At 67.0% G+C, this 16,725-nt stretch carries 14 protein-coding genes; 10 read left to right on the top strand and 4 right to left on the bottom strand.

Translation table 11 applies throughout. The annotated features are described in order from the left end of the window. Window positions 1-68 precede the first annotated feature (68 nt). The 6 genes from QRN53_RS14740 to eda all read left to right on the top strand — a co-directional run bounded on the left by QRN53_RS14740 (window position 69) and on the right by eda (window position 6,724). Window positions 69-1,367 (top strand): MFS transporter, encoded by a 1,299-nt coding sequence (locus QRN53_RS14740; RefSeq protein WP_285244585.1) that lies wholly within the window; start codon window positions 69-71, stop codon window positions 1,365-1,367. After that, window positions 1,364-2,386 carry an L-idonate 5-dehydrogenase gene (locus QRN53_RS14735; protein ID WP_285244584.1) on the top strand — a complete coding sequence of 341 codons (1,023 nt, stop codon included), beginning with the start codon at window positions 1,364-1,366 and terminating at the stop codon, window positions 2,384-2,386. Before QRN53_RS14740 ends, QRN53_RS14735 begins: the two co-directional genes overlap by 4 nt. A 91-nt stretch (window positions 2,387-2,477) precedes the next feature. After that, window positions 2,478-3,689 (top strand): D-mannonate dehydratase ManD, encoded by a 1,212-nt coding sequence (gene manD / locus QRN53_RS14730; RefSeq protein ID WP_285244583.1) that lies wholly within the window; start codon window positions 2,478-2,480, stop codon window positions 3,687-3,689. Continuing rightward, on the top strand, window positions 3,686-4,651 hold the full coding sequence (locus QRN53_RS14725) for a PfkB family carbohydrate kinase (RefSeq protein WP_285244582.1): 966 nt from the start codon (window positions 3,686-3,688) through the stop codon (window positions 4,649-4,651). Before manD ends, QRN53_RS14725 begins: the two co-directional genes overlap by 4 nt. Before the next feature lie 74 nt (window positions 4,652-4,725). Beyond that, the gene (locus tag QRN53_RS14720; RefSeq protein WP_285244581.1) at window positions 4,726-6,105 is read left to right on the top strand and encodes a mannitol dehydrogenase family protein; all 1,380 of its coding nucleotides are present in this window, start codon (window positions 4,726-4,728) and stop codon (window positions 6,103-6,105) included. Beyond that, a complete protein-coding gene (eda, locus tag QRN53_RS14715; RefSeq protein ID WP_285244580.1) occupies window positions 6,098-6,724 on the top strand; it encodes a bifunctional 4-hydroxy-2-oxoglutarate aldolase/2-dehydro-3-deoxy-phosphogluconate aldolase in 627 nt (208 codons plus the stop codon). The genes QRN53_RS14720 and eda overlap by 8 nt, the downstream gene beginning before the upstream one ends. Here eda and QRN53_RS14710 read toward each other — a convergent pair whose 3' ends face one another. Both QRN53_RS14710 and QRN53_RS14705 read right to left on the bottom strand, forming a co-directional pair. Further along, window positions 6,725-7,927 (bottom strand): TerC family protein, encoded by a 1,203-nt coding sequence (locus QRN53_RS14710; protein ID WP_285244579.1) that lies wholly within the window; start codon window positions 7,925-7,927, stop codon window positions 6,725-6,727. Window positions 7,928-7,963: 36 nt separating this feature from the next. After that, entirely contained in the window at window positions 7,964-9,646 is a 1,683-nt protein-coding gene (locus tag QRN53_RS14705) for a RecQ family ATP-dependent DNA helicase (RefSeq protein ID WP_285244578.1), read from the bottom strand. Window positions 9,647-9,817: 171 nt separating this feature from the next. Between QRN53_RS14705 and QRN53_RS14700 the strand changes: the two genes are divergently transcribed. After that, window positions 9,818-12,145 carry an FdhF/YdeP family oxidoreductase gene (locus QRN53_RS14700; protein ID WP_285244577.1) on the top strand — a complete coding sequence of 776 codons (2,328 nt, stop codon included), beginning with the start codon at window positions 9,818-9,820 and terminating at the stop codon, window positions 12,143-12,145. Window positions 12,146-12,236: 91 nt separating this feature from the next. Here QRN53_RS14700 and QRN53_RS14695 read toward each other — a convergent pair whose 3' ends face one another. Next, window positions 12,237-12,566, bottom strand: coding sequence for a DUF6457 domain-containing protein (locus QRN53_RS14695; RefSeq protein ID WP_285244576.1), 330 nt, complete (start codon window positions 12,564-12,566; stop codon window positions 12,237-12,239). A gap of 28 nt (window positions 12,567-12,594) precedes the next feature. Beyond that, a complete protein-coding gene (locus QRN53_RS14690; RefSeq protein WP_285244575.1) occupies window positions 12,595-13,569 on the bottom strand; it encodes an aldo/keto reductase in 975 nt (324 codons plus the stop codon). A 319-nt stretch (window positions 13,570-13,888) separates the two neighbouring features. Between QRN53_RS14690 and fdhA the strand changes: the two genes are divergently transcribed. The 3 genes from fdhA to QRN53_RS14675 all read left to right on the top strand — a co-directional run bounded on the left by fdhA (window position 13,889) and on the right by QRN53_RS14675 (window position 16,657). After that, window positions 13,889-15,100: a formaldehyde dehydrogenase, glutathione-independent gene (gene fdhA, locus QRN53_RS14685; protein WP_285244574.1), complete on the top strand. Its 1,212-nt coding sequence runs from the start codon at window positions 13,889-13,891 to the stop codon at window positions 15,098-15,100. 111 nt (window positions 15,101-15,211) lie between these two features. After that, window positions 15,212-15,565: a GNAT family N-acetyltransferase gene (locus tag QRN53_RS14680; RefSeq protein ID WP_285244573.1), complete on the top strand. Its 354-nt coding sequence runs from the start codon at window positions 15,212-15,214 to the stop codon at window positions 15,563-15,565. 156 nt (window positions 15,566-15,721) lie between these two features. Next, window positions 15,722-16,657, top strand: a complete 936-nt coding sequence (locus QRN53_RS14675) for a serine hydrolase (protein ID WP_285244572.1) — start codon at window positions 15,722-15,724, stop codon at window positions 16,655-16,657. The last annotated feature ends 68 nt before the right edge of the window (window positions 16,658-16,725 follow it).

Raw genomic sequence — 16,725 nt, 5'->3', positions numbered from 1 at the left:
GTCCTCTTATTGCGTCAAATCGATCCCCGTGTCATCAACCTGCCGGGGCAGTACAGCTAGGCACCGCCATGGAGTTCATGGACTTCCAGCTGTACTCCCTGGCGGCGGCCATCGTCTTCAACAAGATCTTCTTCCCCGACGTCAGCCCGGTCATCGGCCTCATCGCCGCGATGGCCACCTACGGTGTGGGATATGTTGCCCGCCTGTTCGGTGCCGTCTACTTCGGCCGCATGGGCGACCGGATCGGCCGCAAAAAGGTCCTCTACATCACCATCGCCCTGATGGGCGCCTCCACCACCCTGATCGGCGTGCTGCCCACCTACGCGATGATCGGCATCTGGGCCCCGATCCTGCTGGTGGCGCTGCGCCTCATCCAGGGCTTTGGTGCGGGCGCGGAAATCGCCGGCGCCACGGTGATGCTCGCGGAATTCGCATCCGCCCGCCGCCGCGGCATCATCTCCTCCCTGGTGTGCCTTGGCACCAACTCGGGCACCCTGGGCGCATCGGCGCTGTGGGCCATCCTGGTGGCATCGCTCTCCCAGGAAGACCTGCTCAGCTGGGGCTGGCGCATCCCCTTCCTAGCCAGCTTCCTGATCATGATCTTCGCCATCTGGATCCGCCGCTCCATCAAGGAAAGCCCCGTGTTTGAGGAGCGCGCCGATGTGGTCGACGGCGTGGCCCTGACCCGGGAAAAGATCAAGACCGCGGCCGCCAAGGCCCCGGAACTCGCCGGCACCAGCACCATCGAAGCAGCCCTCCACCAGAAGAAGGGCAAGGCGTTCCTGATCGCACTGGGCCTCCGCTTCGGCCAGGCCGGCAACTCCGGACTGGTGCAGACCTTCCTGGTGGGCTACCTGGCCACAGTCCTGCTGGCTGACAAGACCGTGGGCACCAACGCGATCGTGTACGGCTCGCTCCTGGGCTTCGTCACCATCCCGTTGGTCGGCCTCCTGGGCGACCGCTTCGGCCGCCGCCCGCTGTACTTGGTGCTCAGCGCCCTCACCGCCGTCTACGCCATCCCGATGATGCTGATGATCACCAGCGGCAACAACGCCCTGATCACCGTTGCGATGGTGGTCGGGCTGAACCTCGGCGTACTGGGCCTGTTCGCCATGGAAAGCGTGACCATGGCCGAATTCTTCGGAGCCCGCACCCGCTTCACCCAGCTTGCCCTCGCCAAGGAAATCGGCGGCATCCTGGCCACCGCGATCGGTCCGCTGCTCGCTGCCACCCTCACCGCCGTGACCGGACACTGGTGGCCTCTCGCGGCGATGCTCATCGGCTACTCGCTGATCACCCTGGTTTCCGCCGCCGTCGGCCCGGAAGTCCGTGGCCGCGACATGGTCCGGCTGGAGGACGCCGTATGAAGGCCGTCGTGGTCCACGGTGCCAACGACCTGCGCATCGATGACCGGCCGGAACCGGTAGCCGGGCCCGGAGAAGTAGTGCTCGACGTCGAATGGGGCGGCATCTGCGGCAGCGACCTGTCGTACTGGCGCCACGGAGCGTCGGGGACCGCAGCGCTGAAGTCGCCGCTCGTCCTGGGCCACGAGGTTGCGGGCCGGATCGCCCAGCTGGGTGCCGGCGTCGACCATCTCGAGCTGGGCCAACCCGTCACGGTGCACCCGGCCGAACCCGTGGGCGACGGCACCATGCCGGAACGCCTGCGCGGCCGGACCAACCTCTACCCGCAGATCCGGTACTTCGGTTCCGCAGCATTCGACCCGCACACGGACGGCGGCTTCAGCGAACGGAAGCTCGCCAAAGCATTCCAGGTCCGTCCCTTGCCCGACGGCGTGGACACCCTCCGCGGCGCCCTGGCCGAGCCACTCGCCGTCGCCATGCATGCCGTCAGCCGGGCCGGCAACCTCGAAGGCCGCGATGTTCTGGTCAACGGTGCCGGGCCCATCGGATCCCTCGTGGCCGCGGCCGCCAAGTACGCCGGGGCCAGGACGGTGACCGCTGCCGACATCAGTGACGCGTCCCTGCGGATTGCCCAGGCCATGGGGGCGGGCCAGGTCCTCAACGTCTCCCGCAACCCACTGCCGGAGGACATGGAACTCGTCTTCGAAGCTACCGGCATCCCGGCCGTTCTGGGCGGGGTCCTGCGCGCCACCGCCCGCGGCGGGACCATCGTCCAGGTGGGCAACCTGCCGGGTACTCCGGCGCCGGCGGCACTGGGGGACCTGGTCACCCGGGAGATCACCTGGATCGGGTCCTACCGCTTCGTGGACGAGATCACCGACGCCCTGCACGCCATGGCACACGGGCTGGACGTCTCGCCCATCATTACCCACGCCTTCGGAATCGATGACGCCGAAGAAGCGATGCGGACCGCCGTGGATCCGGCGGCCGGCAGCAGCAAGGTCATGCTCCGTCTCTCCTGACCCAACTCACTGGCAGTAGATGCCGTTCTGAGCGTTCAAAACGACATCTACTGCCATCCACATTGCACATCCACCGTTTGAAGGACTCCCAGTGAAGATCACCGACGCACGGGTTGTGGTTTCGTCGCCCGGACGGAACTACGTCACGCTCGTAATTGAAACCGAGGACGGCATCACCGGCATCGGCGACGCCACCCTGAACGGTCGCGAGCTGGCGGTGGCGTCGTACCTCTCCGAACACCTCTGCCCGCTGCTGATCGGCCGCGACGCCCGCCGTATAGAGGACGCCTGGCAATACTTCTACAAGGGGGCCTACTGGCGCCGCGGCCCGGTGACCATGACCGCGATCGCCGCCATCGACGTCGCGCTCTGGGACATCAAGGGCAAAACCGCCGGCATGCCCGTCTACGAACTCCTCGGCGGTGCTGCCCGTGAGGGCGTCATGGTCTACGGCCACGCCAGCGGCACAACACTGGATGACCTCAGCGCCGACTTCCAACACCACCTGGACCTCGGCTACAAAGCCATCCGCGCGCAGGCTGCTGTACCGGGCCTGGACAAGACCTACGGCATCGCACCGGTGGACGGCAAGCTCTACGAACCGGCCAGCGGCAATGTGCCGCAGGAAGACACCTGGGAAACCACCGCGTACCTGGACTTTGCGCCGAAGATGATGGCGCACGTCCGCGGGCAGTTCGGCTACGGCGTCCACGTCCTGCACGATGTCCACCACCGGCTCACCCCCATCGAGGCCGGCCGGCTGGGTGCCTCACTGGAGCAGTACCGGCCGTTCTGGATCGAGGATCCGACCCCGGCCGAGGACCAGTCCGCGTTCCGGCTGATCCGCCAGCACACCACCACGCCCGTTGCGGTGGGGGAGGTGTTCAACTCGATTTGGGACTGCCAGCAGCTCATCACCGAACGCCTGATCGACTACATCCGCACCTCCGTCTCGCACGCGGGCGGCATCACGCACCTGCGCCGGATCTTCTCGCTCGCGGACCTGTACGGCGTCCGCTCAGGATCGCACGGCGCCGGGGACCTGTCCCCGGTTTCCTTCGCCGCCGCCCTGCACGTGGACATGTCCATCCCCAACTTCGGCATCCAGGAATACATGGGCCACCGCAGCCCCGCGGGCGAGGTCTTCAAGACGTCCTACAGCTTCGCGGACGGTTACATGCATCCCGGTGACGCGCCAGGCCTGGGCGTAGAGTTCGACGAGGAAGCCGCACTCCGCTTCCCCTTCGACCCTAAATACTTGCCGGTGAACCGGCGCCTGGACGGATCGGTGCACGACTGGTGAACGCTGCAGCACACAACACCTTCGACGTAGTGGTGATGGGGGAGATCCTCGTCGAAGTCGCCACCGACCAGCCCTTCGGCCACGGCGTTCCAGCCCGGCTGGGCATCTCCGGAGACGCCCTCAACGTCGCTGCAGCCGCCGCGGCAGCGGGCGCCCGCGTGGGCCTGCTGTCCGTACTCACCGATGACGATCTTGGCCAGGCCATCGCGGCCCGGGTCGCCGAGCTGGGCGTCTCCACGGCACTCCTGAAGTTCCGCCGCGGCCAGCAGGGCGTGTACCTGGTGCACAGCGACCCTGACGGCGAACGCGAATTCTCCTACGCCCGCACCGGAAGCGTGGGCTCCACTCTGGGACCGGACGACGTCGACCCGGCAGTTTTCGCCGCAGCCGGCGCCGTGGTGGCGGGCGGGATCGCCTGCGCCATTTCGACGACGGCCCGCGCCGCCGTCGTCAAAGCCGCCTCCGTGGCCCGGCGCTTCGTCTACGATCCCAACTTCCGGCCCCGGCTTACCACCGTGGAGGACGCGACGGCGGCACTCACCGAGCTCGCCCCGCAGGCGTTCCTGGTGACGCCGTCCTTTCCCGGCGAGACAAGGGCGCTGCTGGGGGTTTCGTCCGCGGAAGAAGCGGCAGCCACGCTCCGGGGCCTGGGAACCGCCAACGTCGCCGTCACCTGCGGGGCGAAGGGCGTCCAGCTCGAAACCGACGGGGTATCCGCCTGGATTCCGGCAATTCCGGCCCCCGCCGTGGTGGACCAGACCGGCGCCGGCGACGCGTTCGTCGGCACCCTCACCGCACGCCTGGTGCTCGGCGACGACTTCCCGGCGGCGGCGTGTTTCGGTGCTGCCGCTTCCTCGCTGGTGGTGGGCGGCAAAGGCGGCACCGGTCTGGTCCCCACGTTCGGTCAGACCCGGGCCCACGCCGCGGCCTCCGTGAACGGGGCCGTGTCATCGAACGCCTGACCGCACCCGCCCTGGCCGCCGCGGGCCGGGAGCCCGACCTGCAGCGGGACAAGCTCACTCCGGGCATCGTCCACTTGGGCCTGGGCGCCTTCGCCCGCGCCCATACCGCCGTCTTCACCGAGGATGCCATGCTGTCCACCGGCGATTACGGGTGGGGGATCATCGGCGTCACCCAGCGCTCGGATGCCGTGGCCCGCCAACTGGTGCCGCAGGACGGTCTCTTCACCGTTGCCGAACGCGGCGAAGGGGCCGCCCCGCTGCGGGTGGTCTCCAGCATCGTCGAAGCCATCTCCGGCCGGGACACTCCCGAACAGGTGGTGGAACGTATTGCCGCCCCGGCCACGAAGATCGTCACCCTGACCATCACCGAGAAGGGCTACCGGTTCGATCCGCAAACTCGGACGCTGGACCTTGCGGACGAGGACATCCAGGCGGACCTCGCCGGCCGGCCGCCGCTGACCGCCATTGGGCAGGTGGTCCGCGGCCTCCAGCAGCGGGCAACGGCAGGCGCCGGACCCGTCACGGTGCTCTCCTGCGACAACCTGCCGGCCAACGGGGAATTGGCGGCAACCCTCGCCACGGGTTTTGCGGCGGCCTTGCCCCCGGCCGAAAGCGGACCCCTGCTGGCGTGGATGCGGGACAACGTGACCTTCCCGTCCACCATGGTGGACCGGATGGTGCCCGCCACCACGGACGGCGACCTGGCCGCCGTCGAACGTGAACTCGGTGTACGGGACGAGGCCGCCGTGGTGGCCGAACCGTTCAAGCAATGGGTCATGGAGGACGACTTCGCTGCGGGCCGCCCACGGTGGGAGGACGCCGGCGCCCTGTTCAGCGACGACGTCGCCGCCTGGGAATCGGCCAAACTGCGGCTGCTCAACGCCAGCCATTCGATGCTGGCCTACCTCGGCCTCCTTGCCGGCAGGGAAACCATCAGCGATGCCGTGGCCGTGGAGCCGTTCCGCAGCGTCTGCAGGCGCATGATGCTGGAGGAGGCACTGCCCAGCATTACCCTCCCGGCCGGGCTGGACGGGGAGCAGTACTGCGACGAGGTGCTCCGCCGGTTCGCCAACCCGTCGCTGGGCCACACCACGGCCAAGGTGGGCAGCGACGGCTCGCAGAAGATCGGGCTGCGGTTGCTCACCACCGTCAGGGGAACGCTCGACGCCGGCCGCGCACCCACGTGGTCTGCACTCGCCGTCGCAGCGTGGATGCATCACGTGGCCAACAACCCGGAACAAGACCTGAACGACCCCCTGGCGCAGGAACTCCAGGCCGCGCTCCCCGCGGACCGCACCGCCGGCACCGTGGTGACGGCGCTGCTGGGATTCCGCCCCGTCGTCGAGCCTGCCCTCGCAGGGAACAAGGACTTCCGGGACCTGCTGCTGCACTGGTACCGCATTATCGAAACCAACGGGCCGGACGGCCTGGGAAATGAGCTCAACCATGGCTGACGCATCAGGCGTCCTCAGCGTTTCACCGGTCATCCCGGTGGTCACCATCGACGACCCCCAGGACGCAGTTCCCCTGGCCCGCGCCTTGGTGGCAGGCGGCGTGAAGATCATTGAACTGACCCTCCGCACCGACTCCGCACTGACCTCACTGAAGCTGATCGCCGAGGAGGTGCCGGACATCCTGGCCGGCGCCGGCACCATCCTCACGCCCGCCCAGGCCGATGCCGCAGTACAGGCCGGGGCGAAATTCCTGGTCAGCCCCGGCGTCACCCCCGCGCTGCTCGCCTCCATGCTGTCGCTGGACGTTCCGGTGCTGCCCGGCGTCGCCACCGTGGGCGAGGTCCTGGCTGTCCTGGAAGCCGGACTGGACGCGATGAAGTTCTTCCCCGCCGGGCCCGCGGGCGGGCCGCCCTACCTTGCCGCCATCGGTGCGCCCATCCCGCACGTCCGGTTCTGCCCCACCGGCGGCATCAGCCTGGCCACCGCCCCGGACTACCTCAAGCTGCCCAACGTGGCCTGCGTGGGCGGCAGTTGGCTCACCCCGGCAGACGCCGTCACGGCCAAGGACTGGGGCCGGATTACCAGGCTGGCCGGCGGCGCAGCGGCCCTCGCGCGGTAGTCAGCTTTCGGCCGCGGCTGCCCGGACCTGGGCCTTGTCGTGCTCGTCATGGGCGCTGCGCAGCAGCTCCAGGAACTCCGTTTCGTGCCGGACAAGCCGCTTGTACTTCTCCGGAAGCTTGCGGATCTGGTCTTCCTCGCGGCACATCTTGGCGAAGATCTTGTCCCGTTCGGCCATGTCCGTCTCGTAGTTGAGGTCAAGGTACTCAACGGCGTGCCGCCTGGCCCCGGAGACGGCGTTCTTGGCCTTGCCCTTGGGGCTGAAGATGGAGGCCAGGATAGTCAGCAGCAGCACACCCAGGATCACGCCCAGGGAAACGCCGGTGCTGACTTCCACCACGTTGACGTCCTTGCCGTCGTTGATGAACGGCAGGGTGTTCTCGTGCAGCGCGTGCAGGATCAGCTTCACGCCGATAAAACCGAGGATGGCGGCCAGCCCGTAGGAGAGGAAGATCAGCCGGTCCAGCAGCCCGTCAATAAGGAAGAACAGCTGGCGCAGGCCCATCAGCGAGAACGCCGTGGCCGTGAAGACGATGAACACGTTCTGGGTCAGGCCGAAGATCGCCGGAATGGAATCCAGGGCGAACAGGATGTCCGTGCCGCCGATCGCCACCATCACCAGCAGCATGGGCGTCAGCACCCGCTTGCCGTTTTCCATGGTGAAGAGTTTGTCGCCGTCGTAGTGTTCCGACGCCGGCAGGAACTTCCTGGCCAGCCGCACCACCAGGCCGTCGGAGTCGTCGTCGTGGCTGTCCGGCTTGAGCAGGTTGCCGGCGGTGACCAGCAGGATAAGGCCGAAGATATAGAAGACCCAGGCGAAACTGTTGATCAGCGCAGCGCCCAGGAAGATGAACGCCGTGCGGGCGACCAGGGACAATATGATGCCCACCAGCAGCACCTTCTGCTGGTCCGCGCGGGGCACTTTGAAACTGGACATGATGATGAGGAACACGAAGAGGTTGTCCACGGACAACGCTTTTTCCGTCACGTAGCCGGCGAAGTATTCGGTGCCCATGTCCGGGCCGCCGAAGACCAGGACGGCGAGCCCGAACACCACCGCAATGCTCACGTAGATGGCGGACCAGGTGGCCGATTCCTTCAGTGACGGGCTGTGGGCCTTCCGGACGTGGAAGAAGAAATCGAAGGCCAGCAGCCCCGCGATCACCACGATGGTCAGGAGCCAGACATAAGCGGGGGTCTCCACGCGGCGGGCCTTTCGTCGGAGGTTACCCCAGCCTACCTAAGCGGGCTTCAGGAGATGGTGCTCCACGACGGCGGACCGCGACAACGTTTTGTACCCCTCCTGCTCGAACAACACGGTGATCACGTCCCCTTCCTGCCGCATCACCAGGCCCGGGCCCCATTCCTTGTGGACCACTGCCGACCGTGGCGGAAAAGGGCCGCCGCCGCTGCACGCCGGGCGGCCGTCGTCGTCCGTGTCCTTGCCCGCGGAGCGCGCGGCTGCCCGGTGGACGGCTGCCGTGCACGCGTCGCAGTTTCCGCACGGTTCGGTCAGTTCCTCGCCGAAGTAGCCCAGCAGGAACTGCCGCCGGCAGCCGTCCGCCTCGGCGTAGGCGCGCATCATGTCCAGCCGGGACTGGTCCACGCGTTGCCGGGCTTCGGCGAGTTCCACCGCGTCCTGGACCAGTGCGGCCGGTTTCGCTTTGGACGTCAGCCGGATTCCACGCTTCCCGCTGCTGACGGCTCCAATCTCTTCCAGCTGGTTGACCAGCGCCGTGATGCGCCGTGCCGGGAAGCCCGTCAGTTCCGCCAAGGATGACCTTGGCGCAGGAGCTTTGGCGGATTTGAGGACCTTCAGGACCGCCAGCAGCGAGGCGGGGTCGGGGGAGTGGGTGCTGAAGAATGTGCGCAGCCCCAGATCCTCCGAACGGTAATGCAACACGGCGGCTGCGGGCTCGCCGTCCCGGCCGGCCCGGCCAATCTCCTGGTAGTAGACGTCGAGCGATTCCGGAATGTCGGCATGGACCACGAAGCGGACATTCGGCGTGTCGATGCCCATGCCAAAGGCGGTGGTGGCCACCACCACATCCAGCTGGTCGCGCAGGAACAGCTCGTGGATGCGTTCCCGGTCCGCGGCGCGGCGGCCGGCGTGATAAGCCTCGGCGCGCAGCCCTTTCGAGGCCAGCCTGGCCGCGTACTCTTCGGTGCCTTTCCGGGTGGCGGCGTAGAGGAGGCCTTTTCCCGTCCGAGCCAGGTCCGCCACCTGCCCCAGCACCGCCCTGCGTTTGTCCTTGTCCTTGTGGTGCCGGACTACGGACAGGCTGATGTTGGGCCGGTCGAAGCCGTGGACCAGGACAAGGGGGTCCTTCATGGCGAGCCGCTCCACGATCTCATCGCGCACCGGCGGGGACGCGGTGGCGGTCAGCGCTGCCACGGGCGGGTTGCCCAGTTGCTCCCGGACAGTGCCCAGGCCCAGGTAGTCCGGGCGGAAGTCGTGGCCCCACGAAGAGACGCAGTGGGCTTCATCCACCACGAAGAGGGACACATCGAGGGCCTTGAGCCGGTCCACGGTTGCCTGCCGGGCAAGCTGCTCCGGGGCCAGGAGCACGAACACGGCCGTGCCGTCCGCCACCGCCTTCCACGCGGCATGGACTTCGGCGTCGTTGTGTGAGGAGTTGACGGCGACGGCGGCACCAGGCCCCAGCGCCGCTACCAGTGACGCAATCTGGTCCTCCTGGAGGGCGATCAGCGGGGAAACCACGACGGCGGGACGCCCGGTGAGGTTGTGCAGGTACAGGGCTGCGACCTGGTAGATGGCGGATTTTCCGTACCCCGTGGGCATTACGGCGAGGACGTCGCGGCCACCGGCGAGGGCGGCCATGCCGGCCAGCTGGCCATCCCGGAGGTGGTCCAGGGAGAAGGACGAGGCCGCAAGGGCGCGAAGGGCAGGTTCGTCGGACATGGAAAAGTGGCTCCGCACGGAAAGAAACAATGGCCGCTTGCTTCAGCCGTGGGACCCAGCCTACGCCAGTGCCCGGGTGCTTGACTTCACGGGAATGGTCAACAACTGTGGAGTGACAGATCCGCCAATCCAGCCGGCCCTTTGCGGGAACCGGCGACCAAGGAGTATGTTGTGGCGCGCGAAAACCCGAAGGTCGAAGAACCAGAGGAGTCCGACCTCGAGGTGACCGGCCACCCCAAGACGTGGGCCGCAGGAGTTCCGGGCGTCTACCACTCGATGCAGCCTGCACTGAAGAACATGGGCGTGGAACGGTCGCGGAAGACCCTGCTGGCGTTGAACCAGAAGGACGGCTTCGACTGCATGAGCTGCGCGTGGCCGGATCCCGGGCACCGCAAGACGTTTGAGTTCTGCGAAAACGGGGCCAAAGCCGTCACCTGGGAGGCAACCCCCGTGGTGGTCGGCAGCGACTTCTGGGCCGATCACCCGGTCAGTGATCTGAGGCAGCGGTCCGAATACTGGCTGGGCATGCAGGGCCGCCTCACCGAGCCGGTGTACAAGGCCGCAGGGGAGGACCACTACCGGCCGGTCAGTTGGGAGCGGGCCATTCGGATTGTGGCGGACAAGCTGAAGGCCCTGCCGGACCCCAACCAGGCCACGTTCTACACCAGCGGCCGCACCTCCAACGAGGCCGCCTTCCTGTACCAGCTCTTCATTCGGGCCTACGGCACCAACAACCTCCCCGACTGTTCCAACATGTGCCACGAATCCTCGGGGTGGGGCATGGGACAGACCATCGGCGTGGGCAAAGCCACCGTGTCCTACGACGACTACGGCAAGGCCGACCTGATCATCATCATGGGCCAGAACCCCGGCACCAACCACCCCCGGATGCTCACGGCGCTGGAGGAAGCCAAGGACGCGGGCGGCACCATTGTGGCCGTCAACCCGCTGCCCGAGGCAGGGCTCATCCGCTACAAGAACCCGCAACGGGTCCGGGGCATCATCGGCCACGGCACCGACCTCGCCGACCAGTTCCTGCAGGTCCGCATTGGCGGTGACATGGCGCTGCTCCAGGCGGTGTCCAAGCGCGTGCTCGACGCCGAAGCAGCCAACCCGGGCAAGGTCCTGGACCACACCTTCCTTGCCGAACACTGCCACGGCCTGGACGAACTGCGGGCGCACCTGGCCAACCTGGACGAGGCCGCGGTGCTGGAGGCCACCGGCCTGCGCTCCGAGGAAATCGACGAACTGGCGGCCCGCTACATTGCCGCGGACAAGGTGATCATCACCTGGGCCATGGGCATCACCCAGCAGAAAAAGGGTGTGGCCACCATTAAGGAGATCATCAACCTGCTCCTGCTGCGCGGCAACATCGGCAAGCCAGGGGCCGGCGCCTCGCCCATCCGCGGCCACAGCAACGTCCAAGGCGACCGGACCATGGGGATCTGGGAGCAGATGCCGCCGGCCTTCCTGGATGCTTTGGGCCAGGAGTTCGATTTCGCACCGCCGCGGGACCACGGCCTGGATGCGGTCCAGACCGTCCGTGGAATGCGCGACGGCGGCGTCAAGGTTTTCGTGGGGCTTGGCGGCAACTTCGTGGGCGCCATGTCAGACACCGCTGCCGCGGAAGCGGCCATGGAGAACACCGATCTGTCGGTCCAGATCTCCACCAAGCTCAACCACTCCCACGCCGTGACCGGAGCGGAGGCGCTCATCCTCCCCACCCTGGGCCGGACGGAGATCGACCGGCAGGCCTCCGGGCCGCAGTTCGTCTCGGTGGAGGACACCGTCTCCGCCGTCCATGCCTCCCACGGCACCGTGGAACCGGTGGCCCCCGGGCTGCTCTCCGAGGTTGCCATTGTGAGCCGCCTTGCCGCCGCCACAGTGGGGGACCGGACGTCCGCGGACTGGGCCGGGTTCGAAAAGGATTACGACCTGATCCGGGAGCACATCTCCCGCGTGGTGGTCGGCTGCGAGGACTACAACCGCAAGATCAGGCAAAAGGGCGGCTTCGTGCTGCCCAACGGCCCGCGGGACTCCCGTACCTTCCACACCCCAACCGGCAAGGCCATGCTGACCGTCAACGAACTCGAGCACGTTGACCGGCCCGCGGGCACCTTGATCCTGCAGACCATGCGCTCGCACGACCAGTTCAACACCACCATCTACGGCAACAACGACCGCTACCGGGGCATTAAGAAGGGCCGCGAGGTGGTGTTCGTGAACCCCGAGGACCTTGCGGAGCTGGGCCTCGCGGACGGGCAGCACGTTGACATCCTCGGGGTGTACAAGGACAACGTGGCACGCGTCCTCCGCAACTACCGGGTGGTGTCCTACCCGTCCGCCAAGGGCTGCGCCGCCGCGTACTACCCCGAGGCCAATGTCCTGGTCCCGCTGGAGAGCGTCGCGGAGGGAAGCCAGACCCCGGCGTCGAAGGCCGTCATCGTCCGGCTCGCGCCCGTGAAGGTCCTGGAAGAGGAGCCCGCAGCCGCAGGCTAGCCGGTGGTTGCGCCTCGGCTGTACCCCGCTTTGTGGACAACTCCCCGCGTCAGGCGACGGGGGAGTTGTCCATAGGGCGGGGATTCGCTGGCTACTGGCCCGTGTCCGCCCAGCCGCGCTTGGCGGGGCCGCCGTGCGCGCCGTCGTCCACCAGCCCCAGGGCGACCCTTGCCGCCTTGGCCACGGCCGCCGAGGCAGCCTCCCGGCTCCCGGCGCTGCCCGTCCCTGCGTCCAGCGCGGCCGCGTACCCCACCAGGAACGTGGTGATGGGAGCGGCCGCATGGATCACGTTGTCGGCAGACTTGCGGGCAAGGTCCAGCAGCGGTTCCTGGTCCACGTCCAGGTCAAGGATCTGCAGTGCCTGAGCCAGCCGCTGGGTCCATTGGTCCAGCACCTGGGCTTCGTCGTCGTTGACTGTCATGGTTTCTCCTTTGCAGACACCGGATGTCTCAGGTGTCGATGGTGGACATATTCGGGTAACGGGCGCCGGCTGTCGACCCCGCCGGAGCCAACTCGTCCAGCAGCTGCAGCTCGTCCGCGCTGAGCTCGACGTCCACGGCGCCCAGGTTCTCGCGCAGCCGCTCGCGCTTCTTGGTGCCCGGGATCGGGACGATGTGTTCGCCCTGCGCCAGCAGCCAGGCGAGGGCCAGCTGGCCGGGAGTGCACTGCTTTTGGTCGGCCAGCTCTTTCACCCGGTCCACCAGCTCAAGGTTTCGGGTGAAGTTTTCGCCCTGGAACCGTGGGGAATGCCGGCGGAAGTCGTCGTCGGCGAAGTCGTCCACGCTGCGGATCTGTCCCGTCAGGAATCCGCGGCCCAGTGGGCTGTAAGGTACGAACCCGATTCCCAGCCCTGCGAGCACGGGGAACACCTTGGTTTCCGGTTCCCGCTCCCAGAGCGAATATTCGGTCTGCAGCGCCGTGATGGGGTGCACCGCATGGGCCCGGCGGATGGTGTCCGCTGACGCCTCGGACAAACCGAGGTGCCGGACCTTCCCGGCCTGGACCAGTTCCGCCATGGCGCCTACCGTGTCCTCGATGCGCACCGTCTTGTCCACCCGGTGCTGGTAGTAAAGGTCGATGTGGTCCACGCCCAGCCGCTGGAGGCTGGCGTCGCAGGCCGCCCTGACGTACTCGGGGCGGCCGTTAATGCCCACCCAGGAACCGTCCTCGCGGCGTTCGTTGCCGAACTTGGTGGCGAGCACCACCTGGTCGCGCCGGCCCGCAATGGCGCGGCCCACCAACTGTTCGTTGGTGAAGGGACCGTACATGTCCGCGGTGTCCAGCAGCGATCCGCCGGCGTCCAGGAACTCCTGGATCGTGGCGATCGATTCCTGCTCGTCGCCGGCGCCGTAGAACTCGCTCATGCCCATGCAGCCAAGGCCCAGGGCGGAAACCGTCAATTGTCCAATAGTGCGTGTTTTCATGCCGTTCTCCTCAACGGTAGAACTTGCCTGGGGACCGGTCCGCCTGAGTGCGCGGAAGCCGGTGGGTGCAGCGTACGCCACTATAGGCGCTTCCCCTTGGGGATGCCTCGATAAACATTTGCCCTGATAAACGTGGGGCTCCTACCCCTAGACCGCTCCCTGGTGCCTGCCTAGACTGGGCGGACCCCCAAGCCGGGAACCTGTACCTGATCTTCATCAGGAAACGCCAGTGGAGCAGGGCGGGTCCCGCATCCGGGGTTTCTCAACCTACCCAGATCACTGCCGTCCCACCGGACGGACCTGACTACAGGAGCGATAGATGACAGGGAACAAAGCCGTTGCCTACAAGGAAGCCGGCAAGGTCGAAGTAATTGATATTGACTACCCCACGTTCGAACTCAAGGACGGGCCGGGGGTCAACCCCGCGAACGTGGGGCGCCCGGTCCACCATGGGGTCATCCTCAAGACGGTGGCCACCAATATTTGTGGTTCGGACCAGCACATGGTCCGCGGCCGCACCACGGCTCCGCCGAACCTGGTCCTGGGCCACGAGATCACCGGGGAAGTGGTGGAGGTGGGCCGCGACGTCGAATTCATCAAGGTGGGCGACCTCTGCTCGGTGCCGTTCAACATCGCCTGCGGCCGCTGCCGGAACTGCAAGGAACGCAAGACCGGCATCTGCCTGAACGTGAACCCGGACCGTCCCGGCAGCGCCTACGGCTACGTGGACATGGGCGGCTGGGTCGGCGGCCAGGCCAACTACGTGCTGGTCCCGTACGCCGACTGGAACCTGTTGAAGTTTCCGGACAAGGACAAGGCCATGGAGAAGATCCTGGACCTGGCCATGCTCTCGGACATCTTCCCCACCGGATTCCACGGCGCGGTTACGGCCGGAGTCGGAGTCGGATCCACCGTCTACGTCGCCGGGGCCGGTCCCGTGGGCCTCGCTGCGGCCACCAGCGCACACCTGCTGGGTGCCGCCGTCGTGATTGTGGGGGACATGAACGAGGGCAGGCTCGCCCAGGCGCGCAGCTTCGGCTGCGAGACGGTGGACCTGTCCAAGGGCGATCCGAAGGACCAGATTGAACAAATCCTTGGCGTCCCCGAGGTGGACTGCGGTGTGGACGCTGTCGGCTTCGAAGCGAAGGGTCATGGCCACGACGCCCAGGAGGCGCCGGCGACGGTCCTGAACTCGCTGATGGAGCTCACGGCGGCCGGCGGGGCCCTGGGTATCCCCGGCCTGTACGTCACCGGTGATCCGGGCGGAGTGGACGACGCCGCCAAGAAGGGTGCCCTGTCGCTGAGCCTTGGCACCGGCTGGGCCAAGTCGCTGAGCTTCACCACGGGCCAGTGCCCGGTCATGAAATACAACCGGCAGCTGATGATGGCCATCCTGAATGACCGGGTGCACATCGCCAAGAACGTCAACGCCAAAGCCATCCCGCTGGAAGACGCTCCCAAGGGCTATGCGGAGTTCGACGCCGGCGCAGCCACCAAGTACGTCCTGAATCCGAACGGCTACTTGAGCTGATCCGGGGGCGGGCGGGGATGCCGCCGGGGACTCTTCCCACGCGGAAATAAGTGCTGCCCGGGCCGGGTTAGGCTTTGCACGGGCAGCAAGACCGCAACGAAGGAGTTTCCCTTGAGTGACATCACCGTCCGCCACAACCCCGAGCGCAGCCGCTTCGAGATCCTGGACCGCGGGAACGTGATCGGCAAAGCCGCCTACCAGGATTACGACGGCGGGGCGTCACCACAGCGGATTTTCTACCACACGGTGATCAACGAGGAATACGGCGGGCAGGGCCTGGCCGGGAAGCTCGCCGCGGTTGCCCTGGACGCGACGGTGCAGGCCGGGACGGGCATAGTCCCGGTGTGCCCGTTCATCAAGAAGTTCGTGGCCAAGCACCCGGAGTACTCGGACAGCGTGGTGGCCGTGGCTCCCGCGCACCTGGAATTCCTCGAGACCGCGCTCGCGTCCAGGGCCCGCGCCTAGCCACGGCTCCCGCACACGCCTGGTTGAGGCAGCGTGGGACACACCGCAAGTCTTCAGGAAGCTCCCAAATTCCGGTGCTTTAATCGCATCTGTCAGCGCGGCTCAACGCCGCGCTGACGTTGTTTGTGATTACCGAGGCGGGACAGGAGCCCTTGTATGTCCGAGCACCCCCAGGTGCCCCCACCAGGCCGTGCCGCTCCGCCGCCAAAGCCCAGCAGGCCGGTCCAGGGCAGGAGCCGGGACATCCGGAGGCTGGTCATCCTTGCCCTTGCCGTGGTGCTGGTCATCGCCGGGACCATCGCGCTGGCCGTGGCCCGGTCCGAGCCGCCGACCGGTTCGGTCGCCCCCACCCAGCCCGTAGCGCCGCCGGCTCCTGTGGCGGCAGCCCCGGAGTCCCTGCAGGACAGCGTGGACACCATCCTCAGCGAGGCGGACCAGTACCGGATCGGCCTTGCGCTCGCGGATGTGTCCGGCGGCGCGGAACGCACCTTCGGCGACGCGGACGCCTTTACGGCGGCCAGCACGGCGAAGGTCCTGACCGCTGCCGCCTACTATCACCTGGTGGAAAAGGGTGAAGCCACCCTGGATGAGCCCATGGGCGACTACGACGCCGCCTTCCAGCTCAAAGCCATGGTCAATGACAGCAACAACGACTCCTGGCAGCTTCTGATGGACGCCGTCGGCTACCCCCAGCTGATTGCCTATGCGACCTCCATAGGCGTTACCTACGACCCCGAGAAGAACCTGCTGACCGCTTCGGATATGGCCCTGATCCTGAAGAAGCTGTACGCGGGGGAGCTGCTCAACGCCGACAACACCGCCCAACTGCTCAGCTATATGCAGGACACAAACAACGAAGACCTCATTCCCGCCGGCTCCAGGGCGGGAATCGACGTCCACCACAAATACGGTGAGCTCTCCGGCGAACTGCACGACGCCGCGCTGCTGAGCTACCGCGGCTCGACCTTCGCGCTGGTGATCTACACGGAAAACCCTGCAGGCGTGGCGGATGACGGCCAGGCCGAGGTGATCAGGAACCTGACCCGGGCCGTTGAGGATGCACTCTTCCCGGTCGGAGTGGCGGGCAGGTAGCCAACGCCACGCCCGCGCAGCGGTCCGCCGACTCGCCCTGCGGGAGCGCTGTGGGCCAGACTGTTACC

Origin of the sequence: Pseudarthrobacter sp. fls2-241-R2A-127, from assembly GCF_030209355.1 — a bacterium.
GTDB lineage: Bacteria > Actinomycetota > Actinomycetes > Actinomycetales > Micrococcaceae > Arthrobacter.
The sequence above is the reverse complement of the archived record's forward strand: the minus strand, read 5'-3'. Positions and strand labels throughout refer to the sequence as shown.

Coding starts and splice junctions, on each gene's coding strand:
- QRN53_RS14740 (WP_285244585.1), top strand. CDS start 69: ATGGAGTTCATGGACTTCCAGCTGTACTCCCTGGCGGCGGCCATCGTC.
- QRN53_RS14735 (WP_285244584.1), top strand. CDS start 1,364: ATGAAGGCCGTCGTGGTCCACGGTGCCAACGACCTGCGCATCGATGAC.
- eda (WP_285244580.1), top strand. CDS start 6,098: ATGGCTGACGCATCAGGCGTCCTCAGCGTTTCACCGGTCATCCCGGTG.
- QRN53_RS14705 (WP_285244578.1), bottom strand. CDS start 9,646: ATGTCCGACGAACCTGCCCTTCGCGCCCTTGCGGCCTCGTCCTTCTCC.
- QRN53_RS14695 (WP_285244576.1), bottom strand. CDS start 12,566: ATGACAGTCAACGACGACGAAGCCCAGGTGCTGGACCAATGGACCCAG.
- QRN53_RS14690 (WP_285244575.1), bottom strand. CDS start 13,569: ATGAAAACACGCACTATTGGACAATTGACGGTTTCCGCCCTGGGCCTT.
- fdhA (WP_285244574.1), top strand. CDS start 13,889: ATGACAGGGAACAAAGCCGTTGCCTACAAGGAAGCCGGCAAGGTCGAA.
- QRN53_RS14675 (WP_285244572.1), top strand. CDS start 15,722: ATGTCCGAGCACCCCCAGGTGCCCCCACCAGGCCGTGCCGCTCCGCCG.